At 68.8% G+C, this 17841-nt stretch carries 17 protein-coding genes; 10 read left to right on the top strand and 7 right to left on the bottom strand.

Going from position 1 to position 17841, the window contains the following annotated elements:
* Window positions 1-16 precede the first annotated feature (16 nt).
* The gene (locus CJ301_RS13750; protein ID WP_099277963.1) at window positions 17-502 is read left to right on the top strand and encodes a molybdopterin-dependent oxidoreductase; all 486 of its coding nucleotides are present in this window, start codon (window positions 17-19) and stop codon (window positions 500-502) included.
* 47 nt (window positions 503-549) lie between these two features.
* Here the strand turns inward: CJ301_RS13750 and CJ301_RS13745 are convergent, their stop codons facing one another.
* Together CJ301_RS13745 and CJ301_RS18795 are read right to left on the bottom strand one after the other, a co-directional pair.
* Window positions 550-1896, bottom strand: a complete 1347-nt coding sequence (locus tag CJ301_RS13745; RefSeq protein ID WP_099277962.1) for a VTT domain-containing protein — start codon at window positions 1894-1896, stop codon at window positions 550-552.
* Window positions 1897-2033: 137 nt separating this feature from the next.
* Window positions 2034-2183 carry a hypothetical protein gene (locus CJ301_RS18795; protein ID WP_162620536.1) on the bottom strand — a complete coding sequence of 50 codons (150 nt, stop codon included), beginning with the start codon at window positions 2181-2183 and terminating at the stop codon, window positions 2034-2036.
* A gap of 86 nt (window positions 2184-2269) precedes the next feature.
* Here CJ301_RS18795 and CJ301_RS13740 point away from each other — a divergent pair, with 86 nt between their 5' ends.
* Window positions 2270-2548, top strand: a complete 279-nt coding sequence (locus CJ301_RS13740; protein WP_099277961.1) for a metal-sensitive transcriptional regulator — start codon at window positions 2270-2272, stop codon at window positions 2546-2548.
* A gap of 12 nt (window positions 2549-2560) precedes the next feature.
* Here the strand turns inward: CJ301_RS13740 and CJ301_RS13735 are convergent, their stop codons facing one another.
* Complete coding sequence (locus CJ301_RS13735; RefSeq protein ID WP_162620535.1) at window positions 2561-3025, bottom strand: GbsR/MarR family transcriptional regulator; 465 nt, start codon at window positions 3023-3025, stop codon at window positions 2561-2563.
* Between the two features lie 464 nt (window positions 3026-3489).
* Between CJ301_RS13735 and CJ301_RS13730 the strand changes: the two genes are divergently transcribed.
* From CJ301_RS13730 to CJ301_RS13715, 4 genes are all read left to right on the top strand, one after another.
* Window positions 3490-4698 carry an efflux RND transporter periplasmic adaptor subunit gene (locus tag CJ301_RS13730; protein WP_099277959.1) on the top strand — a complete coding sequence of 403 codons (1209 nt, stop codon included), beginning with the start codon at window positions 3490-3492 and terminating at the stop codon, window positions 4696-4698.
* Window positions 4695-7853, top strand: a complete 3159-nt coding sequence (locus CJ301_RS13725; protein ID WP_099277958.1) for an efflux RND transporter permease subunit — start codon at window positions 4695-4697, stop codon at window positions 7851-7853. The genes CJ301_RS13730 and CJ301_RS13725 overlap by 4 nt, the downstream gene beginning before the upstream one ends.
* A gap of 166 nt (window positions 7854-8019) precedes the next feature.
* Window positions 8020-9471 (top strand): sensor histidine kinase, encoded by a 1452-nt coding sequence (locus CJ301_RS13720; protein ID WP_162620534.1) that lies wholly within the window; start codon window positions 8020-8022, stop codon window positions 9469-9471.
* Entirely contained in the window at window positions 9468-9848 is a 381-nt protein-coding gene (locus tag CJ301_RS13715; RefSeq protein ID WP_099277956.1) for a response regulator, read from the top strand. The genes CJ301_RS13720 and CJ301_RS13715 overlap by 4 nt, the downstream gene beginning before the upstream one ends.
* A gap of 91 nt (window positions 9849-9939) precedes the next feature.
* On the opposite strand, the gene CJ301_RS13710 is transcribed toward CJ301_RS13715, so the two are convergent.
* Together CJ301_RS13710 and CJ301_RS13705 are read right to left on the bottom strand one after the other, a co-directional pair.
* The gene (locus tag CJ301_RS13710; protein ID WP_099277955.1) at window positions 9940-11139 is read right to left on the bottom strand and encodes an MFS transporter; all 1200 of its coding nucleotides are present in this window, start codon (window positions 11137-11139) and stop codon (window positions 9940-9942) included.
* Window positions 11140-11265: 126 nt separating this feature from the next.
* Window positions 11266-12195, bottom strand: coding sequence for a LysR family transcriptional regulator (locus CJ301_RS13705; protein ID WP_099277954.1), 930 nt, complete (start codon window positions 12193-12195; stop codon window positions 11266-11268).
* Between the two features lie 124 nt (window positions 12196-12319).
* On the opposite strand from CJ301_RS13705, the gene CJ301_RS13700 reads away from it, so the two are divergent.
* Window positions 12320-13261 carry a ring-cleaving dioxygenase gene (locus CJ301_RS13700; protein WP_099277953.1) on the top strand — a complete coding sequence of 314 codons (942 nt, stop codon included), beginning with the start codon at window positions 12320-12322 and terminating at the stop codon, window positions 13259-13261.
* A 192-nt stretch (window positions 13262-13453) separates the two neighbouring features.
* Here CJ301_RS13700 and CJ301_RS13695 read toward each other — a convergent pair whose 3' ends face one another.
* Window positions 13454-13777 (bottom strand): GNAT family N-acetyltransferase, encoded by a 324-nt coding sequence (locus CJ301_RS13695; RefSeq protein WP_099277952.1) that lies wholly within the window; start codon window positions 13775-13777, stop codon window positions 13454-13456.
* Window positions 13774-15315 (bottom strand): alpha/beta fold hydrolase, encoded by a 1542-nt coding sequence (locus tag CJ301_RS13690; RefSeq protein WP_099278013.1) that lies wholly within the window; start codon window positions 15313-15315, stop codon window positions 13774-13776. Before CJ301_RS13690 ends, CJ301_RS13695 begins: the two co-directional genes overlap by 4 nt.
* A gap of 157 nt (window positions 15316-15472) precedes the next feature.
* Here CJ301_RS13690 and CJ301_RS13685 point away from each other — a divergent pair, with 157 nt between their 5' ends.
* The 3 genes from CJ301_RS13685 to CJ301_RS13675 all read left to right on the top strand — a co-directional run.
* Entirely contained in the window at window positions 15473-16408 is a 936-nt protein-coding gene (locus tag CJ301_RS13685) for a pirin family protein (protein ID WP_099277951.1), read from the top strand.
* 176 nt (window positions 16409-16584) lie between these two features.
* Window positions 16585-16989, top strand: coding sequence for a hypothetical protein (locus CJ301_RS13680; protein ID WP_162620533.1), 405 nt, complete (start codon window positions 16585-16587; stop codon window positions 16987-16989).
* Window positions 16990-17053: 64 nt separating this feature from the next.
* On the top strand, window positions 17054-17841 hold a 788-nt coding region (locus CJ301_RS13675; RefSeq protein WP_099277949.1), incomplete at its 3' end, for a hypothetical protein.

The following is a 17841-nucleotide window of genomic DNA, read 5'->3' as shown; positions in this document are numbered from 1 at the left end:
TTGGAGATGATTCGCGATGCTGGGAACCATCAAGACCACCTGTGCGGCCCTCGTCCTGTCGTCGCTCGCCAGCCTGGCCGCGGCACAGCCGCTGGCGCTGCGCATCACGGGGCCGGACCAGAATGTCAGGGTCTTTGATCTCGACGCGCTCGACGCGCTGCCGCAGACGGAGTTCGTGACCGGTACGATCTGGACCGACGGGCGCACGCATTTTTCCGGCGTGCCGCTGGCCGTGCTGTTGGAGCAGGTCGGCTTCGACGGTGGCGAAGCCGGGCAGGTCGAGCTGGTCGCGCTCAATGACTACCGGGTGGAGATCCCGATCGACGAGATCGAGCCGACCTCGCCCATCGTCGCGACGCGGGTGGATGGAGAGCCCATGCCGGTGCGCGAGAAGGGCCCCTTCTGGGTGGTCTATCCCTATGATGCCGGGGCGCGGTACCGCACCGAGGACATCTTCACCCGCAGCATCTGGCAGCTGGCACAGGTGCGCGCCACGCGCTGAGAGCCGGCCGCGGTCGGGGCGGGCGCGGGCGCTGCGACGGCCGCGGCTCAGCCCCGCGTCGTGGCCGAGGCCCGGGCGGAGGCCGCCCCGCCGCAGATCTCGGGCAGGGCGGGCGCTCCGGGCGCGCGCAGCACCGCGATGCGGCCGTCGCTTTCGAACTGGCTTTCCTCACCGGGCAGGGCCGAAGGGCCCAAAAGCCGCCAATCCGCGCCGGGGATGGCGCGGGTGATCGCCTCGGCCTCGCGGTTGCGGGCGCTGTCGGTAAAGGGAAAGAGGTCATAGGCCAGCACCGGCAGCGGCAGCCGCCCGCCCAGCCGCAGCGTCACCGCGTCGATCCGCCCGACCGAGGCGAGGTAGATCGGCGGCACGCCCGTGGGCACCGCGACCGGCCAGAGCCGCAGCTGCATGCGCGGCACCACGCCGCGCTCCTTCTGCCAGGCAAGATCGGTGGCGATCCCTTCGAGCAGCACCGAGGAAGCCGGGGGCAGGCCCTCATAGGTGAGCCGCAGGATATCGGTCGGCTCCAGATCGCCGCCCGCATAGGTGCGGTTGCGCAGCCAGCCCAGCCCTTCGAGCAATGATGCGGGCGCGTCGAAGCCCACCAGCGCGAGGTTCACCGGCTGCGCCGCGTGCAGCGGCGTCTCGCCCGCCCGCGCGATCAGCGTCTCGTCGAGCGCGCGGCAGGCGAGATCGAGCGGCAGCGGCGCGAGCCGCCCCGCCGCATCGGTTCGGCCGGTCAGCGTGCCGAGATTGACCGCGCCGAACATCGCCAGCGCCAGCAGCGCCGCATAGGCGATGCGCAGCGGCAGCGCGTGCTTGGCGCGGCGCAGGATCAGCGCCCAGCCGATCAGCAGCAAAAGCGCCAGACCGATCAGCAGCCGGTAGGGGCCGAGCAGGACGAGAAGCGGCTCATCGGGTGCCAGCCCGAGCGCCGCGAGCCCGCTGGCCGAGACATAGCCGATCGCCGCGTATTGCAGCACCGCCAGCGGCGCGCCCAGCGCCGAGACGGCGAGATAGGTGGCCGGGCGCATGCCCCAGGCCCCGGCCAGCACCTGGCTCAGCGTGGCGATCGGCCAGATCAGCTGCGCCAGCACCACGAAGGGCGCGCCGCGCCGCTCGAACAGGCGGCGGGCGCGGGCCATGGCGGCGGGGGCGGCGTTCATCCGCGCCAGCACCCGCGCCCCGGCGGTCCGCCCGAGCCAGAACGAGCCCTGCGCGCCGATCCAGGCGCCCAGCATGCAGATCAGAAGCGAGGTCCAGCCGCCCTGCGGCAGCTGCGTGCCGAGATAGACATAGACGGGCTCGGTCGGCACGAAGACGCTGACGATCGGAAGCTGGTTGATGATCGTCGCCAGGAACAGCGCCGGCTCGCCCCACGATCCCATCTGCGCCATCCCCCCTTCGGCCGCCCCGCCCGGGGATCTCTACAGCCTCGCGCGCCCGCCCGCATCCTCGTTCGGCGCATCGGCTTGCGCGGTGCCGCATTCCTGCACACCGGTCTCGATCCGCCCTCCGCGAAGGGGGCGGGGGATCAGGACGTCCGGGCCACGATCGGCCCGCCGCGCCGAAGCCCCGAGAAGCCGCCCGCGAAGATCTGGCCGAAGGCCCCGTCGGTCCTGTCCTGTCCGGCGATCAGGATGATCGGCGCCGCGCCGGCATGGGGGATGCCCGAGAACTGCACAGGGGGGCAGGGCGCGAAAATGCCCCTGCCGCGTATGGCAGGAGCCGCCATTCGGGCGTAAGGTCCCGAAGCCGGAGGCGAATGACATGCAAGACAAGAAAAACAAGGCGGCGATCCAGAAGCGGCTGGCGCGGCTCGAGGGACAGATCAGGGGCATCTCTCGCATGGTCGAGGAAGATCGCTACTGCGTCGACGTGCTGGTGCAGACGGCGGCCGTGCGCTCCGCGCTCAAGGCGGTGGAGCGCCTGCTGATCGAGGACCACACGAACCACTGCATCGAAACGGCGATCCTGTCGGGCGATGCCGAGGAGCAGCGCACCAAGTTCCGCGAGATGGTCGCGCTTCTTGAAAAGGCCCGCGACTGAGCGGATGCCGCGCTATTCGAGGGTCTTGATCGACTGGTCGATGGCGCGGCCCATCACCTCGTAGAAGCGGGCGTAATCCTGCACCCTGCGGCGGATCTCGGGGCAGTCCTGCGGCAGCTGTTGCAGCGTGTCGCCGATCTCGTCGCGCGCCCGGTCGAGCCCGGTCACGATATTGTCGAGCATGTTGCGATAGGGGTTGTCGGCAAGGCGGAAGAAATCCTGCCGCTGACCGGGCTTGCCGACCCGCTTGAGCAGCCCGCGATCCTCGAGAAGCCGCGTGGCCGAGCTGACGCTGCCGCGGCTCACCTGGAGCCGTTCGGCGATCTCTCCGAAGGAGACGATCTCGCCATCGAAGAGCAGCAGCGCGAAGATGCGCCCGGCGATGCGCGGCAGCCCGTCGTTCTGGGCGATCAGCCCGATCTTCTCGATGAAATCGCTGCGAACCTCGTCAAGGCCGCCGGGGGACGTCTCTTTCATGCGGGCGCTCCTTTGGGCGGGATCTATGTCCCCGGTCATGGATCGTCCAGCGCGTCTCCACAGGCCGGCCCGCCCGCGGCGCGCAACGAAGGGACGGCCCCGCGGGCGGGCAGGTTTTCCGTTCAGTAATTTCTGAAGCCTCTGGACGACATATGGGGGCGTGACTAGATGCCTGCTTCCACGACAGTTTCAAAAAGGACGAAAATGACCGGCCGGGCCTGCGAGATGACCGATCCGCGCGCGGCGCATCGCCGTTTGCCGGAAGTTCGAAGACATCATCGCGACCCTGCCCGAGACGGCGGCCGAAACGCGGGACCGGCTCGAAGCCCATGCGCGGTTTCACCGCGGCATCGCCATCGCGATCGCTTCGGTACAGGAAAAGACGCCCGACCGCTGACACGCGCCGAAAGGCCGCTATTTCATTTCGTCCGCGCGGATCGGCGCGACGCACCAGGAGATCGACCATGACCACCCAAGCTGAGACCGAGGCCGGGACGGAGCGCGCGCCGCTGCGCTTCGAAAGCGACAAGGGCGCGTCGAAGTCGAAATTCGTGGCGGCCGCGCTGGTGCTGGCGTTGCTGGGCTGGATGGGCAGCGGCTTCGTTCTGCCCTCCGAGCCCGAGACAGCCGAAGCGCCCGCCGAACAGGCCCCGCGCCGCGTCGCGGTCGCGGTGCAGGAGTCGGTCGCGCAGGCGGTGGCGCAGGTCTTCGTGGCCGAAGGCCAGGCGCTGGCCGAGCGCGACACGCAGATCCTTGCCGAGACCGGCGGCCAGATCGCCGAAGTGCCGGTCCGGCGCGGCGCCGAGGTCGTGGCGGGCGAGGTGATCGCGCGGTTCGAGACGGCGCAGGGCGATGCCGATCTCAAGCGCGCGCAGGAAGAACGCAACCGCGCCCAGCGCGAATTCGACAACGCGCAGACGCTGCTGGAGCGCGGCACCTCGACCGTCGACCGCGTGGCGCAGGCCCGCTCGACGCTGGCGGCGGCCGAGGCCGCGGTGACGGCGGCCGAGGAGGCGCTGGCCGACACAATCGTGCGCGCGCCCTTCGACGGGCGGATCGAGGCGCTCGAGGTCGAGGAGGGCGAATTCGTCAATGCGGGCGCGCAGGTGGCGCGCATCGTCGACAACACCCCGCTCAGCATCTCGATCCAGATCCCGCAGCAGCAGCTGGCCGATATCGAGGTCGGGCAGGCGGCGCAGGTCGCCTTCATCACCGGAGAGACCGCGACGGGCGAGGTCCGCTTCGTCGGGCGCAGCGCCGATGCCCAGACCCGCACCTTCACCGCCGAGGTCGAGGTGCCCAATGCCGATGGCGCGATCCCCGCCGGGATCAGCGCGCAGGTGCGCATCGCCACCGGCGAGCAGGTCGCGCATTTCGTCTCGCCCGCGATCCTGTCGCTCGGCACCGACGGCACGCTCGGCATCAAGACGGTCGATGACGAGGAGCGCGTCGTCTTTCAGGAGATCGAGATCATCCGGGCGCAGACCGACGGCATCTGGATCGGCGGCCTGCCCGAGCGGGCGCGGATCATCAGCGTCGGGCAGGGCTTCGTGAATGACGGCGAGCTGGTCGATGCGCGCAGCGATGCGGAAGCGGCGCCCGAGGCGCAGGCGGCCCCCGGCGCGATGATCCTCGGCGCCTCGGCAAGCCGCGACGGGGACGCGGCGCAATGAACGGGCTGATCGACGCGGCCTTCAGCCGCAGCCGCACCGTCATCCTCGCGCTGGTCGCGATCCTGAGCGTCGGCGCGCTCTCCTATGGCGCGATCCCCAAGGAAAGCTCGCCCGAGATCCCGATCCCGGTGGTCTATGTCTTCACCACGCTCGAAGGCATCTCGCCGCAAGACAGCGAGCGGCTGCTGATCGAGCCGATGGAGACCGAGTTCGGCGCGCTGACCGGTCTCAAGAAGATGGAAGCCTCGGCCAGCGAGGGCCATGCCTCGGTGATGCTGGAGTTCGAGCCGGGCTTCGACGCCGACGAGGCGCTCGATAGCGTGCGCGAGGCCGCCGACCGCGCCGCGGGCGAGCTGCCCGAGGATGCCAACGACATCACCGTGACCGAAACCAACACCGCGCTCTTTCCCATCCTCACCGCGATCCTGTCGGGCCCGGTGCCCGAGCGCACGCTGAACCAGCTGGCCGAGGATCTGCAGGACCGGATCGAGGGTCTGGGCGGCGTGCTCGAGGTCGATGTCGCGGGCTCGCGCAGCGAGCTTCTGGAGGTGCTGATCGACCCGACGATCTTCGAGACCTACAACCTCTCCTTCGAGGAGCTGATCGGCCAGATCAGCCGCAACAACCGGCTGATCGCCGCAGGCGCGATCGAGAACGGCGCGGGCCGCATCGTGCTCAAGGTGCCGGGGCTGATCTCCGACATCGAGGATGTCATGGCGCTTCCGGTGAAGGTGCGCGGCGACACGGTCGTCACCTTCGGCGACGTCGCCACCATCCGCCGCACCTTTGCCGATCCGTCGGGCTTTGCCCGGATCGACGGCCAGCCGGCGCTGGCGCTCGAGGTCAAGAAGCGGATCGGCTCGAACGTCATCGAGACCGTGGCCGAGGTGAAGGAGGTGGTGGCCGAGGCGCGGGCCGGCTGGCCCGACAGCGTCGACATCAATTACATGCAGGACGAGAGCAAGCAGGTGAAGACCATGCTCTCGGATCTCGAAGCCAACGTCATCGCCGCGGTGATCCTGGTGATGATCGTCATCGTCTGGGCGCTGGGCATCCGCTCGGCGCTGCTGGTCGGGCTGTCGATACCGGGCGCGTTTCTGGCGGGCGTCACGCTGCTTCTGGCGATGGGCTTCACGATGAATCTCGTGGTGCTGTTCTCGCTCATCCTCGTGGTCGGCATGCTGGTCGACGGCGCGATCGTCACCACCGAGCTGGCCGACCGCCAGCTGCAGGAGGGCGCGGCACCCAAGGAGGCCTATGCCACGGCGGCCAAGCGCATGGCCTGGCCGATCATCGCCTCGACCGCGACGACGCTGTCGGTGTTCTTTCCGCTGCTGTTCTGGTCGGGCACGGTGGGCGAATTCATGAAGTTCCTGCCGATCACGGTGATCCTGACGCTCACCGCATCGCTGTTCATGGCGCTGGTCTTCATCCCCGTCGTGGGCGGGATCATCGGCAAGCGGCCGCCGCAATCGGCCGCCGACAAGGCAAAGCTCCATGCCGCCGAGATCGGCGATCCGCGCGCGCTCAAGGGCTTCATCGGCGGCTATGTGCGGTTTCTGGAAAAGGCGGTCCTGCGGCCCGGGGCGACGCTGATGTTCGCCTTCGCCTTCCTGCTCGCCGCCTTCGGCGCCTATGGCCAGTTCGGCAATGGCGTCAGCTTCTTTCCGTCGGTCGAGCCGGATTTCATGCAGGTGCAGGTCCGCGCGCGGGACAATTTCTCGATCTATGAGCGCGACCAGCTGGTGCGCGAGGTCGAGAGCCGCCTGGTCGACCGCCCCGAGATCGCCTCGGTCTATGCCCGCTCCACCGCCGGGTCGGGGCAGGGCGACGAGGAGACCATCGGCACCATCCAGCTCGAGCTGACCGAATGGGACACGCGCCGCAGCGCCGAGCTGATCGGCGAGGAGATCCGGGCCGGGATGGCCGATATCGCGGGCATCGACGTGCAGGTGCAGACCGCGTCGAGCGGGCCGTCGGCGGGCAAGCCGGTCAACATCAAGGTGCGCGGCACCGACCCGGCCGCGCAGGCCGCGGCGGTCGAGACGATCCGCGCGGAGATGGACCGCATCGGCGGCTTCACCGACGTCACCGACACCCGGCCCCTGCCGGGCGTCGAATGGAGCATCCGCGTCAACCGCTCGGAGGCCGCGCGCTTCGGCGCGGACGTGTCGCTTCTGGGGCAGGCGGTGCAGCTTCTGACCCAAGGCATCACCGTGGCCGATTACCGCCCCTCGGACGCCGATGGTTCGGTCGACATCCGCGTGCGCTTTCCCTCGGATGCGCGGACGCTGGAGGAGCTGCAATCGCTGCGCGTGCCGACCAATGCCGGCCTGGTGCCGATCTCGAATTTCGTCACCTTCGAGCCGAGCCCGCGCACCGGCACGATCAAGCGTATCGACCAGCGCCGGGTGGTGTCGATCGAGGCCAATGTCGCGCCGGGGCTTCTGGTCAACGATCAGATCACCGCGCTGCGCGGCGCGATCGAGGCGGCAAAGCTGCCCGAGACGGTCGATTGGTCCTTCGGCGGCGAGGCGCAGGACCAGGCGGATGCGATGACCTTCCTCGTCGGCGCCTTCATATCGGCGATCCTGCTGATGTTCGCGATTCTGGTGACGCAGTTCAACAGCTTCTACCAGAGCTTCGTGGTGATGTCGGCGATCGTCTTTTCGGTCGCGGGCGTGCTGTTCGGTCTGATCGTCACCGGGCGTCCCTTCGGCGTGGTGATGGGCGGCATCGGGGTGATCGCTCTGGCGGGCATCGTGGTGAACAACAACATCGTGCTGATCGACACCTATAACGACCTGAAGAAGGCCGGCATGTCGCCCTATGAGGCGGCGATCCGCACCGGCGCGCAGCGCCTGCGGCCGGTGGTGCTCACCTCGATCACCACGGCGCTCGGGCTGATGCCGATGGTGATCGGGCTCAACATCAACTTCTTCACCCGCGAGATCGTCTATGGCGCGCCCTCGACCCAGTGGTGGACCGAGCTGTCCTCGGCCATTGCCGGCGGCCTCGTGGTCGCCACCGTTCTGACGCTGGTGGTGACGCCCGCGATGCTGATGCTGGGCGAAAAGAAGGGGCGGCGCCACCTGCCATCCGGCGGGGACGGGGAAGCCCCGGATGACGGCCCCGTGGCCGTGTCGACCGGCTAGGCGCGGAAAGCCGGCGCAGGGCCGCCGCACCCTGCGCCGGGGCCATGGCGGGGCAAAAGGACCGCGCCCCGCCCCCGCCCCGCCCCCGGCCGCGATTCTCGGGCTTGCCTTCCGGCCCGAAGGCTACAAGTTGCTGCCCATGGTTCGACATGCACAAGGAGCCGAAATGGCAGGAACTTCAGGGGATCTGGATGCTGAGGTTCTGCGCAACGCGGTGTTCGCGGCCGCGCCGCATGGCTATCTGGTCGTCGATCCGCAATTCAGGATCGTCGACGTCAACCAGATGTATCTCGACCTGACCAGGACCCGGCGCGAGGATCTGGTCGAGATCGGGCTGTTCGAGGCGTTTCCCGACAATCCCGAGGACCCGACCGCCGATGGCGTGCGCAACCTGCGCGCCTCGCTGGAGACGGCGCGCGCGACGCGGCGGCCGCATGCGATGGCCATCCAGAAATACGACATCCCGATCCGGGGGGCGGGGGGCGGCTTCGAGGAGCGCTACTGGAAGCCGCTCAACACGCCCGTCCTGCGGGAGGGCAAGGTCGTGGCGCTGATCCATCATGTCAGGGACGTCACCGAAGAGGTATTGTTCCGCCGTGACGAGGCGATCCGCCTGCGGTCGGCCCAGCGGCTCAACGATCTCGCCTTCTGGGAATACGACCCCAGCACGGAGACCATCTATGTCTCGCGGGCCTTCGCCGCCATGCTGGGCCTGCCGGAGCGGGAGGGCACCCTGCCGGCGACCGACTTCTTCACCCTGATCCATCCCGATGACCGGGCCGGCGTGCATGCCGCGTTCGAACAGGAAATGAGCGCCCCGGAACATACCACCGTGGCCTTCACGCACCGGCTGGTGCGGGAAGACGGCGCGCGGCGGTGGTTGTCGGTGCAAGGCGAGCTGGTGCGGGATCACCGCGACGCGCTGCCCCGTTTCGTGGTGGTCAGTCTCGATATCACCGCCTCCAAGGAGCGGGAGGAGAAGCTGGCGCAGACGCTGGAGGAGCGGGACCGCCTGCTGGCGCAGAAGGAGGCGCTTCTCGCGGAGGTGAACCACCGCATCAAGAACAGCCTCCAGCTCGTGGCCAGCATCCTCAACACCGACGCGCACAGGGCCGAGGAGGGCGAAGTGCGCGAACGGCTCGAACGGGTGGCCGCGCGGGTCCGGGCGGTCACTTCGGTGCATGAGATGCTCTATCGCTCGAACGAGGTGTCGACCGTCGCCTTCGGGGCCTATCTGCGCGAGCTGTGCGGCAACCTCGCCGCCGGCGACGCCGGGACAGCCGGCGTAAAGATCCGCTGCGCGCCGGTCGAGATCTCCCTGCCGGCCGACAAGGCGATCCCCCTCGCGCTGATCGTGAACGAACTGGCGACGAACGCCATCAAGCACGGGCTGGCCGGCGTCGCGGGCGGGATCATCGAGGTCGCGACCCGCCTGGAAGAGGAAACCTTCGTGCTCGAGGTGACCGACAATGGCACCGGCAAGGCCGAGGGGGCCGGAAAGGGCCTTGGCACGCGCATCATCAGCGGCCTTGTCAGGCAACTAGACGGCTCCATGAGCACGGACCCTGCGGCGTCCGGCTACCGGGTGGTCATCCGGATGCCGCTCCCGCCCCGATGAGCCTGCGCGTTCTGATCGTGGAGGACGAGTTCTTCATCGCGCTCGACCTTCAGGACCAGGTGGAGGAGCTGGGCCATGCGGTGACGGGCGTGGCGCATGACATTGAGAGCTGCAAGAGCGCCGCGCGCGCGCAGGCGCCCGACCTCGCCCTCATGGATCTGCGGCTTGCGAACGGCGCGTCCGGTATCGAGGCCTCCCGCTGGCTTTACGAGGATCTGGGCGTGCGCTGCATCTTCATCAGCGGCAATCTCGACGACGCGACGCGCGAGGCCCTGTCGGTCGTGGAGCCGCTCGCCTTCATCGGCAAGCCCATCTTGCAGCACCAGCTTGAGCGGGAGCTTTCGAAGTACCTCCGGGCGATCGGCGAAACCGGCTGAAGCGTCCCGGATGGGCGGTTCACGGAGCGCCTGAAGCAGGCCTCCGCCGCCCTGCGCGACATCGCCCGCCAAGGGCGGCCGGGGCATCCGGTCAGATGACCGCCTTGGGCATTTCGTCGGCGGCATGGTGGCGCTCGGCCAGATAGGCCAGGGCCAGGAACACGAGGGCGCTGAGCGCTACGAGCAACGGCAATGCGGTCCATCCGGCCATGGTCACGAAGCCGCCGATCACGGGCGGGCCGAGCAGCGAGCCGATGCTTCCGATCTGTGCGACAAGGCCGTTCGCCGGCCCGATCCTTGTATTCCGCCCCGCCATGCGTGGCACCGAGGCAAAGACATGCGCGATGAGAACGCCCGTACCTGCCACGGCCAGCGCAGTAAACATGACCCCGCGCATTTGCGGAGTATCGGCCGAAAAGGCCGGAAAGATCGCCAGAGCGGTGACGGCGACCGTGAGGAGCACCACGGTATTGGCCCTGAGGCGTTTCGTCGAAAAGCTGTAGACGAGGCTTCCCAGAATGCTGGACATGGCGACGAATCCCGTGATGCTGCCAATGGTGCTGGGCGCGAATTCCCGCATTTCCTTCAGGAAGGAAGGCATCATGCTCAGGATCGTGAGCGCGGTGAACGTGACGCCCCAGAACGCGAAGCCCAGAATCCAGATGGCTCTCGGCAAAGACCAGTCGAACCGGGCCTTGGCGGCGCGTTCGACGGCGATCGGCGAGGCCGGGACATACCGCAATATGGCCGGAAGAATGGCGGCAATCGCGACTCCATTGAGGCCGGTCCAGACGCGCCAGCCAAGGATATCCGACATCCACCCCCCGGCGAATGCCGCGAGGCTGATGCCGCAGGTGAAGAACGTGCCCCACAAGGCGAGCGCGGGCGCCATATCCCTGGACGCCGCGGAATGCGCGATCAGTGTCGGGGCGGCGACGGTGACGAAAAGATACCCGACACCCTCCAGGATCCGCATCGAGAGAAGAACGGATACGGTCGGCGCGAGGGCGGACAACAGCACCGATACGGCGAGAAGCACCGTTCCGGTGACCAACATCCGGCGGGCACCCGTTCTTTGAATGATCAACCCGGCTCCGAGACCTCCGATGGCCGAAGCGAACGTGATCAGCGACACCATCCATCCCAGGACCGTGAGGCCGATATCGAACTCGGCCACCAGGGCGGTGCCGGCCGGCGCGACACGGCCGACCTGAGCGGCGGCAAGTACGCCTGTCGAATATGCGATGACAATGACGCGCCAGCTTGTCCGATCCACGATGCCCACCCTCATTTCGCTGGCTAGCAGGTACAATGGTCAATGGGGCGTTTCAAACCCCGGCCTGCCGCAAGCTGCGCCAGCCCTTCCGGGCGCATGGCCGCCCTCTGCCGCGCGCGGCATGAGCCGCCGTCGCGGTGTTCAGCGCGCCGAGGGGGCGGGCCGCCAGGGCGCGCCGTCCTTCAGCTCGCCCGCGAGGAAATCGACGAAAGCGCGCAGCTTTGCCGGCACCGGCCGGATCGGCGGCCAGACCGCGGCGATGGGCAGGGTCCGGGTGTCCCAGCCAGACAGCAGGGGAACGAGCGCGCCGCGGTCGATTGCGGGCTGGGCGATGAAGCCGGGCAACATGGCGATGCCGAGCCCGCCCGCCGCCAGCTCCCGCATCGCCTCGCCGTTGTTCACCGTCAGCCGGGTCCGCGTCACCGGGGACAGCGTCCGGCCGCCTTCCGAAAACTGCCAGAAGCGGGCATTCGCCATATGGGCATAGCCGATGCAGCCGTGATCGGCGAGGTCCCCGGGCGTCTCGGGCGTGCCGCGCGCCGCGAGATAGGCGGGGCTGGCGCATACCATCATCCGATCATCGCAAAGCTTTCGGCGGATCAGAGCGCTGTCTTGCACCTCGCCGATACGCAGGCCCAGATCATAGCCCTCCTGGGCGAGGTCATGGTAGCGGTCGTCGTAGTCGATGCGGAATTCGAGCTCCGGGTGACGCGCGGCGAAGCGCGCGATCAGCGTGCTCAGATGCTGCGTGCCGAAGGTCATCGGCGCCGAGATCTTCAGCATGCCGCGAAGCGGGATGGAGCCGTCCATCTCCCAGGCCGCGGACTCGGTGGCGGCGGTGAGTGCGGCCAGCGCGGGGCGCAGGCGCTCGGCCAGCCGGTCGGCGGCCTCGGTCGGCGTGATGCGCCCCGCCTGCCGGCGGAACAGCGCCGCGCCGAGCGCGCGTTCGAGGTCCGAGACCCGCTTGCTGACAACGGATTTCGCGATGTTCAGCCGGGCCGCGGCGGCGGTCAGCGTGCCGAGCTCGATCACGGCGAGGAAGGTTTCCATTTCGTCAAGGGTATAGCGCATGGCCGGAGAGTAGCACCGCGCGCCGGCGTTCGGAATTCCCGAACGCGGCGATCCGGCAGGGCCGTCTGGCAAGGGGCGCGGGCGCCGCCGATATTCCGGTCAACGCAATGACAAGGAGGACGTCATGGACCTGACGGGCATCCACCACCTGACGGCGATCAATGCCGACGCCGCCCAGACCAACCGTTTCTACACCGACACGCTCGGCCTGCGCCGGGTCAAGAAGACGGTCAACCAGGACGACACCAGCGCCTATCACCTGTTCTTCGCCGATGGCGCCGGCTCCCCGGGAACCGATCTGACATTCTTCGATTGGCCGGCCCCGGCGGAACGCCGCGGCACCCGTTCGATCAGCCGCACCGGGCTTCGCGTGACCGAGGCCAGCCTCGATTACTGGGCCGGGCGGCTGCGCGACCGCGGCGTGAAGACGGGCGAGATCGCCACGCTCGACGGCCGCGCGACGCTCGATTTCGAGGACCCGGAGGGCCAGCGCTTCCGGCTGACCGCGGATGAGGGCGGCGAAAGCCACCCTTGGGCGCAAAGCCCGGTGCCGGCAGAGCACCAGATCCGTGGCCTCGGGCCGATCACCATCTCGGTGCCGGAGCTTGCCCCCACCAAGGCGGTGCTGACCCGGGTGATGAACATGCGCGAGGCGCGCGACTATCCGAGCCCGGACGGCGCCGGTCGGGTGCATGTCTTCGAGATGGGCGATGGCGGCCCGGCGGCGGAGCTGCATGTCGCGGTCCAGCCCGGCCTGCCGCTGGCGCGCCAAGGCGCCGGTGCGGTGCACCATGTCGCCTTCCGCACCCCGGACATCGCCTCGATCCACGAATGGGCCCGGCGGCTCCGGGAGTTCCGCGTGCCGTCCTCGGGCGAGGTCGAGCGCTATTATTTCCGCTCGCTCTACTTCCGCGAGCCGGGCGGAAACCTGTTCGAGATCGCCACCGACGGGCCGGGCTTTGCCGTCGACGAGCCGTTCGAGACCATGGGCGAAGGCCTGTCGCTGCCGCCCTTCCTCGAAGACCGGCGCGCCGGCATCGAAGCCAAGCTCAAGCCGATCGACTGATCGGGACGGGGCCGCCGGGAGATTTTCGGCGGCCCCATGCCGGGGAGAACGAAGTCCCGCGCCCAGTTCCGCAGCCGCGACCGGATTGCTCGGGCCGGTCGTCGATCAGCGCCAGGACGCGGTTTTCCGAGGCCAGCAGGTGATCTATTTGCGGATCGGTCCTGGCCATCTGTGTCTTCCCTGATCGTGGGGTCAGGACCGGGCGGTGGTGAAGAGGCGCTCGACATCGGAGGCCGGATCGCGGCGCTGGCGCTCGTACAGTTTCCTGACGAAGGGGCAGACCGGAATGATGCGAAAGCCGCTCTCGCGGGCATCGTCGAGCAGGAAGGCATAGAGCGCCTTCGCCACGCCGCGCCCCGACAGGGCTTCGGGCACGCCGGTATGATCGGCGCTGATGACCGTCTCGGAGCGGCGGGTGAAGGTCAGCTCGCCCTCACCCTCGACCCCCGCCACGCGCGCCACGTAACGGCCGTGGCGCGCGTCGATGTTTTCCTTGGTGATGGTGATGTCGGTCATTCCGTCTCTCCTTGGGGGTGGGCATGGCTCAGCCATTGGCGGGCAAGGTCGAGATCGCCTTGCGTGAGATCGTGGCCGGTCGGCAATATATGCGCCTCGAGCGCAGCCCCCGAGGCCTCGGCCCAGTCGTTGAGACGCGGGGCGAGGCGGCCGTAAGGGTCCTCGCTCCCGGCGACGGTCAGGAGCTTCAACCCCGAGAGATCGGCCTGCGGCAGCTCCTCCAGCGGCATCAGCGGGCGCAGCAGGATCGCCCGGCGGATTGCAGCGGGATGGAGCCCGGCCACCGCGGCGGCGAAGTTGGCGCCGTTGGAATAGCCCAGAACGGTGATCGCCCCGGCGTCGATGCCGTAGGCTGCCCGTGCCTGGTCCAGAAAGGCATCGAACACCGCCGCCTCGGAGCGGATGTCGTCCTGGTCGAAGCGGGTCATGTCGAGCCGCCGGAAGAAGCGGGTGACGCCTTCCTCGGTGGAGCGGCCGCGCAGGCCGAGGAGCGTCGCCTCCGGGTCGATGCGCGCGGCGAGCGGGAACAGGTCGGTCTCGTTGCCGCCGGTTCCGTGCAGCGCCAGGATGACATGGCCGTTGGGCCGGTCCGGCCGGTGAAAGCGGTGGGTGAAGGGCAGGTCTCGCATGACGATCCTTTCCTCGCCCGGAAGGGCGATCTGCGGGAGCATGACGCGCAGGTCCCCGGTTCGGGCGGCATCGCCCTCGGGCACGAAGAGCGTCTCTCCGAGATGGTCCATGTTCTCGTCCACGGCCATGCCGGGGCCGTCCGTGGCGTGTTCGATCAGAATGCCGGCGGGGTCGCGAACGTAGAGCGACAGGAAGTATTTCCGGTCATGCACCGCCGTCGCGTCCTCATGCTCCTTCAGCGCGATCCGCATCCGGCGCAGGGCGTCGGCATCCTCGGCCCGGAAGGCGACGTGATCGATGATGCCGGTGCCGGGGATGCCCGGCACGAAGCCCGAGGCATCGCGGATGTCCACCGCATCGCGCGCCGAGGCCCAGCGCCGTGTGCCCCCCTCGCGCGCCACCTCGCGGTAGCCGAAGCGGCCCATGAAGGCGCCGCTGGCCTCGGGCGCCTCGCTCAGCAATGTCACAGCCCGAAGCCGCGTCGGCGCGGCGGGGTCGGACAAGGGGGCCGTGGCCGGGGCGTCGCTGCCCACCAGCTTGACGATGATGCGGTCGGGGTCCTTCAGGCGCAGCACCGGCTCGCCGAACTCGCGGCTCGGGCCCTCGACCGGCAGCCCGGCCTCCAGGGCGCGGGTCAACCAGCTGCCGATCGCATCGCGCGGCACGGCCAGCGCGATCTCCGCCACCTGTCCGTGACCCACGCGCCCCGGCGCGCCGTCCTCCCAGGCCAGGAAGGTCACCAGCGAGCCGGGGCTGCCTGCGGCATCGCCGTAGAACAGGTGCAGCTGTTCGGCATCCTCGAACCCGCCGGTGCGCTTGACCAGTCGCAGCCCGAGAAAGCCGGCGTAGAAATCGACATTGGCCTGCACCTTGCGGGTGATCGCCGTGACGTGGTGGATGCCGGACATCGTCTTGCCCTCCAAAGCTGTATCGCGGTCAAAGCTAGGGCCGCTTTGGGCGCTCGGAAAGCGGCGTCGACGGAACCCCGCGTTCGCGAAGCGCGAACCGCTCGGCCGTGGCCGGGCGCTTTGAGGCGACATAGGGTAGGGGGGAAAGGAAACACTCATGAGCTGGAACCCCATGCTTGCCCCGGTCTGCCCCGACGAGGTCGGTGCCGACGCCATCGAAACCCTGATCGTGCCGCGCGCCCGCGACTTGGGCGGCTTCGAGGTGCGCCGCGCCCTGCCGGCGCCCAGGCGGCAGATGGTCGGGCCGTTCATCTTCTTCGACCAGGCCGGTCCGGCCGAGTTCCTGACCGGCCACGGCATCGACGTGCGCCCGCATCCGCATATCGGGCTCGGCACGGTCACCTATCTCTACCAGGGCGATTTACACCACCGCGACAGCCTCGGCACCGATCAGATCATCCGCCCCGGCGCGGTCAACTGGATGGTCGCCGGGCGCGGCGTCACCCATTCCGAGCGCACCAGCAGCGCGGCGCGCTCGGGCCCCGGCGCGCTCTACGGCATCCAGACCTGGATCGCGCTGCCCGAGGACCGGGAGGACATGGCGCCCGATTTCGAGCATCACGGCGCCGAAACGCTGCCCGAGTTCGAGGATGGCGGGGTCAGGGCGCGGCTGATCCTCGGCTCTGCCTATGGCCGCACCGCGCCGGCGACGCTCCAGTCGGAGACGTTCTACCTCGACGTCACGCTGGCCCCGGAGGCGCTGTTTCCCTTGCCCGACGATCATGAGGACCGCGGGCTATACATCACCGAAGGCTCGGTCAGCATCGCCGGACAGGCGTTCGAAGCCGGGCGCATGATGGTGTTCCGCCCCGGCGACCGCATCGCGGTGAAGGCCGGGCCGCAGGGCGCGCGGCTGATGGCGCTCGGAGGCGCGACATTGAACGGGCCGCGCTACATCTGGTGGAACTTCGTCTCCTCCAGCCGCGACAAGATCGAGCACGCCAAGGAGGAATGGCGCGCCGCCAACTGGGGCCGGGGCCGGTTCGACCTGCCCGATGGCGACCGCGACGACTACATTCCCCTGCCGGGCTGAGCCGCGCATGGCGGCCCGGAAGGCGGGGCTCTTCAGTCGTTTCGGGCGGGCGGGCGACAGGGAAGCCATATGGCTGCTTGCAAATAGCAGGCTTGGCGACGGACATGCCTCATTGATGGCATCGAGCGTTTCACTGCACCATATATGGCGGCACGCCGCCCAACACTTCGAGGCTCTTGATGCAAGAGGATTCACCGAAAACAGATGCGAGGCTGTCGGGCGAGGATGGGCGTCGCATCCTGCGGCGCGACCCGCATCCGCACCTGTTCCGTCCTGTCCGCTTTCGGTCGGTCGAGGGCGGCCGGGCCACCTTGTCTGCTTCGCAAAATGCCTATGCATCCGGCTGGCCGGTGCCGCAGGCGCAGGAGGTGCGGCGGGCCGCTGGCATCGCCACCGGTGCGGTCGGGCTTCTGAATGCCCCCGATCCGGTCGAGTCGGTGGTCGCCAATGGCGCGGCGGAGCTGGTGCTGATCGGCCTTGGGCTGCTGGCCGATCCGCACTGGCCCCTCAAGGCGGCCAATGCGCTGAAGGCTCGGAACGTCGACTGGCCGGTGCAGTACGAGCGGTCCGACATTTTCTGATGAGACGCGTGACATCTGGCACAGGCCGCGATCGCCCGCGGCAGTGGAACGGGGGGGCGCGCTGATGGATGCGGTTCAGGTGGTCGAATTTCTCGTGCGCGTCGCGGGGACCGGCGCCATCGTCATTCTGGTGGTCGAACTGGCCGCTCGGGCCGGGCCGGCTTTCGGGGGGATATTCGCAGGCCTGCCGATCGTGCTGGGACCGGGATACTTTTTTCTGCTGCGCGACCAGCCGCTGGCCTTTGTCGTGGACTCCGCGCTGCTGTCGCTGCTGTCGCTGACGGCGACGCAGATGTTCCTGTTGATCTACGTGATCGCGCCCGCCCGGCTTGCACCGGTGTCGACGCTGGCTCTGGCGGCGACCGTCTGGATCCTGACCGCTCTGCTGCTCGGCGCGGTCGAGCCGGGCATCGCCACCGGCGGAGTGTCCTTTGCGCTGGCGACGCTGCTGGCATGGCGACTGGGCCGCGGTTTCGTGCGACCGCAAGCCGGGCGGGCCGGGCAGCGGTCTTTCCTGCTGCTGCTGCTGCGCGGCCTCGCGGCGGGCCTGCTGGTCGGGCTGATAAGCATCCTGTCCTCGACCTTCGGCAGCCGGTTGTCCGGCGCGCTCCTGGCCTTTCCGATCGGGTTCGCGACGATCGGCCTGTCGCTACACCGCGACCTCGGCGTCATCGCGGTCACACGCACCGCGCATGCCAGCCTGTTCGGCATGTCCAGCCTCGCGGTATTCTGTATCACGCTGGCCCTCGTGCTGCAGTCGCTGGGCGCATCCATCGGCTTCCTGCTGGCGATCGCGATGTCGGTGGGATCGGCTGCATTCGCCCTCGCCCTGACGCGGCGGCTCGGCGGCGG

It is taken from the genome of Limimaricola cinnabarinus (assembly GCF_002723615.1).
Taxonomy (GTDB): Bacteria; Pseudomonadota; Alphaproteobacteria; order Rhodobacterales; family Rhodobacteraceae; genus Limimaricola; species Limimaricola cinnabarinus_B.
Note: the sequence above shows the minus strand (reverse complement) of the source record. Positions and strands in the feature narration are given on the sequence as shown.

Coding starts and splice junctions, on each gene's coding strand:
- CJ301_RS13710 (WP_099277955.1), bottom strand. CDS start 11,139: ATGAGGGTGGGCATCGTGGATCGGACAAGCTGGCGCGTCATTGTCATC.
- CJ301_RS13690 (WP_099278013.1), bottom strand. CDS start 15,315: ATGTCCGGCATCCACCACGTCACGGCGATCACCCGCAAGGTGCAGGCC.
- CJ301_RS13750 (WP_099277963.1), top strand. CDS start 17: ATGCTGGGAACCATCAAGACCACCTGTGCGGCCCTCGTCCTGTCGTCG.
- CJ301_RS13735 (WP_162620535.1), bottom strand. CDS start 3,025: ATGAAAGAGACGTCCCCCGGCGGCCTTGACGAGGTTCGCAGCGATTTC.
- CJ301_RS13700 (WP_099277953.1), top strand. CDS start 12,320: ATGGACCTGACGGGCATCCACCACCTGACGGCGATCAATGCCGACGCC.
- CJ301_RS13685 (WP_099277951.1), top strand. CDS start 15,473: ATGAGCTGGAACCCCATGCTTGCCCCGGTCTGCCCCGACGAGGTCGGT.
- CJ301_RS13745 (WP_099277962.1), bottom strand. CDS start 1,896: ATGGCGCAGATGGGATCGTGGGGCGAGCCGGCGCTGTTCCTGGCGACG.
- CJ301_RS13720 (WP_162620534.1), top strand. CDS start 8,020: ATGGCAGGAACTTCAGGGGATCTGGATGCTGAGGTTCTGCGCAACGCG.
- CJ301_RS13730 (WP_099277959.1), top strand. CDS start 3,490: ATGACCACCCAAGCTGAGACCGAGGCCGGGACGGAGCGCGCGCCGCTG.
- CJ301_RS13695 (WP_099277952.1), bottom strand. CDS start 13,777: ATGACCGACATCACCATCACCAAGGAAAACATCGACGCGCGCCACGGC.
- CJ301_RS13705 (WP_099277954.1), bottom strand. CDS start 12,195: ATGCGCTATACCCTTGACGAAATGGAAACCTTCCTCGCCGTGATCGAG.
- CJ301_RS13725 (WP_099277958.1), top strand. CDS start 4,695: ATGAACGGGCTGATCGACGCGGCCTTCAGCCGCAGCCGCACCGTCATC.
- CJ301_RS13740 (WP_099277961.1), top strand. CDS start 2,270: ATGCAAGACAAGAAAAACAAGGCGGCGATCCAGAAGCGGCTGGCGCGG.
- CJ301_RS13715 (WP_099277956.1), top strand. CDS start 9,468: ATGAGCCTGCGCGTTCTGATCGTGGAGGACGAGTTCTTCATCGCGCTC.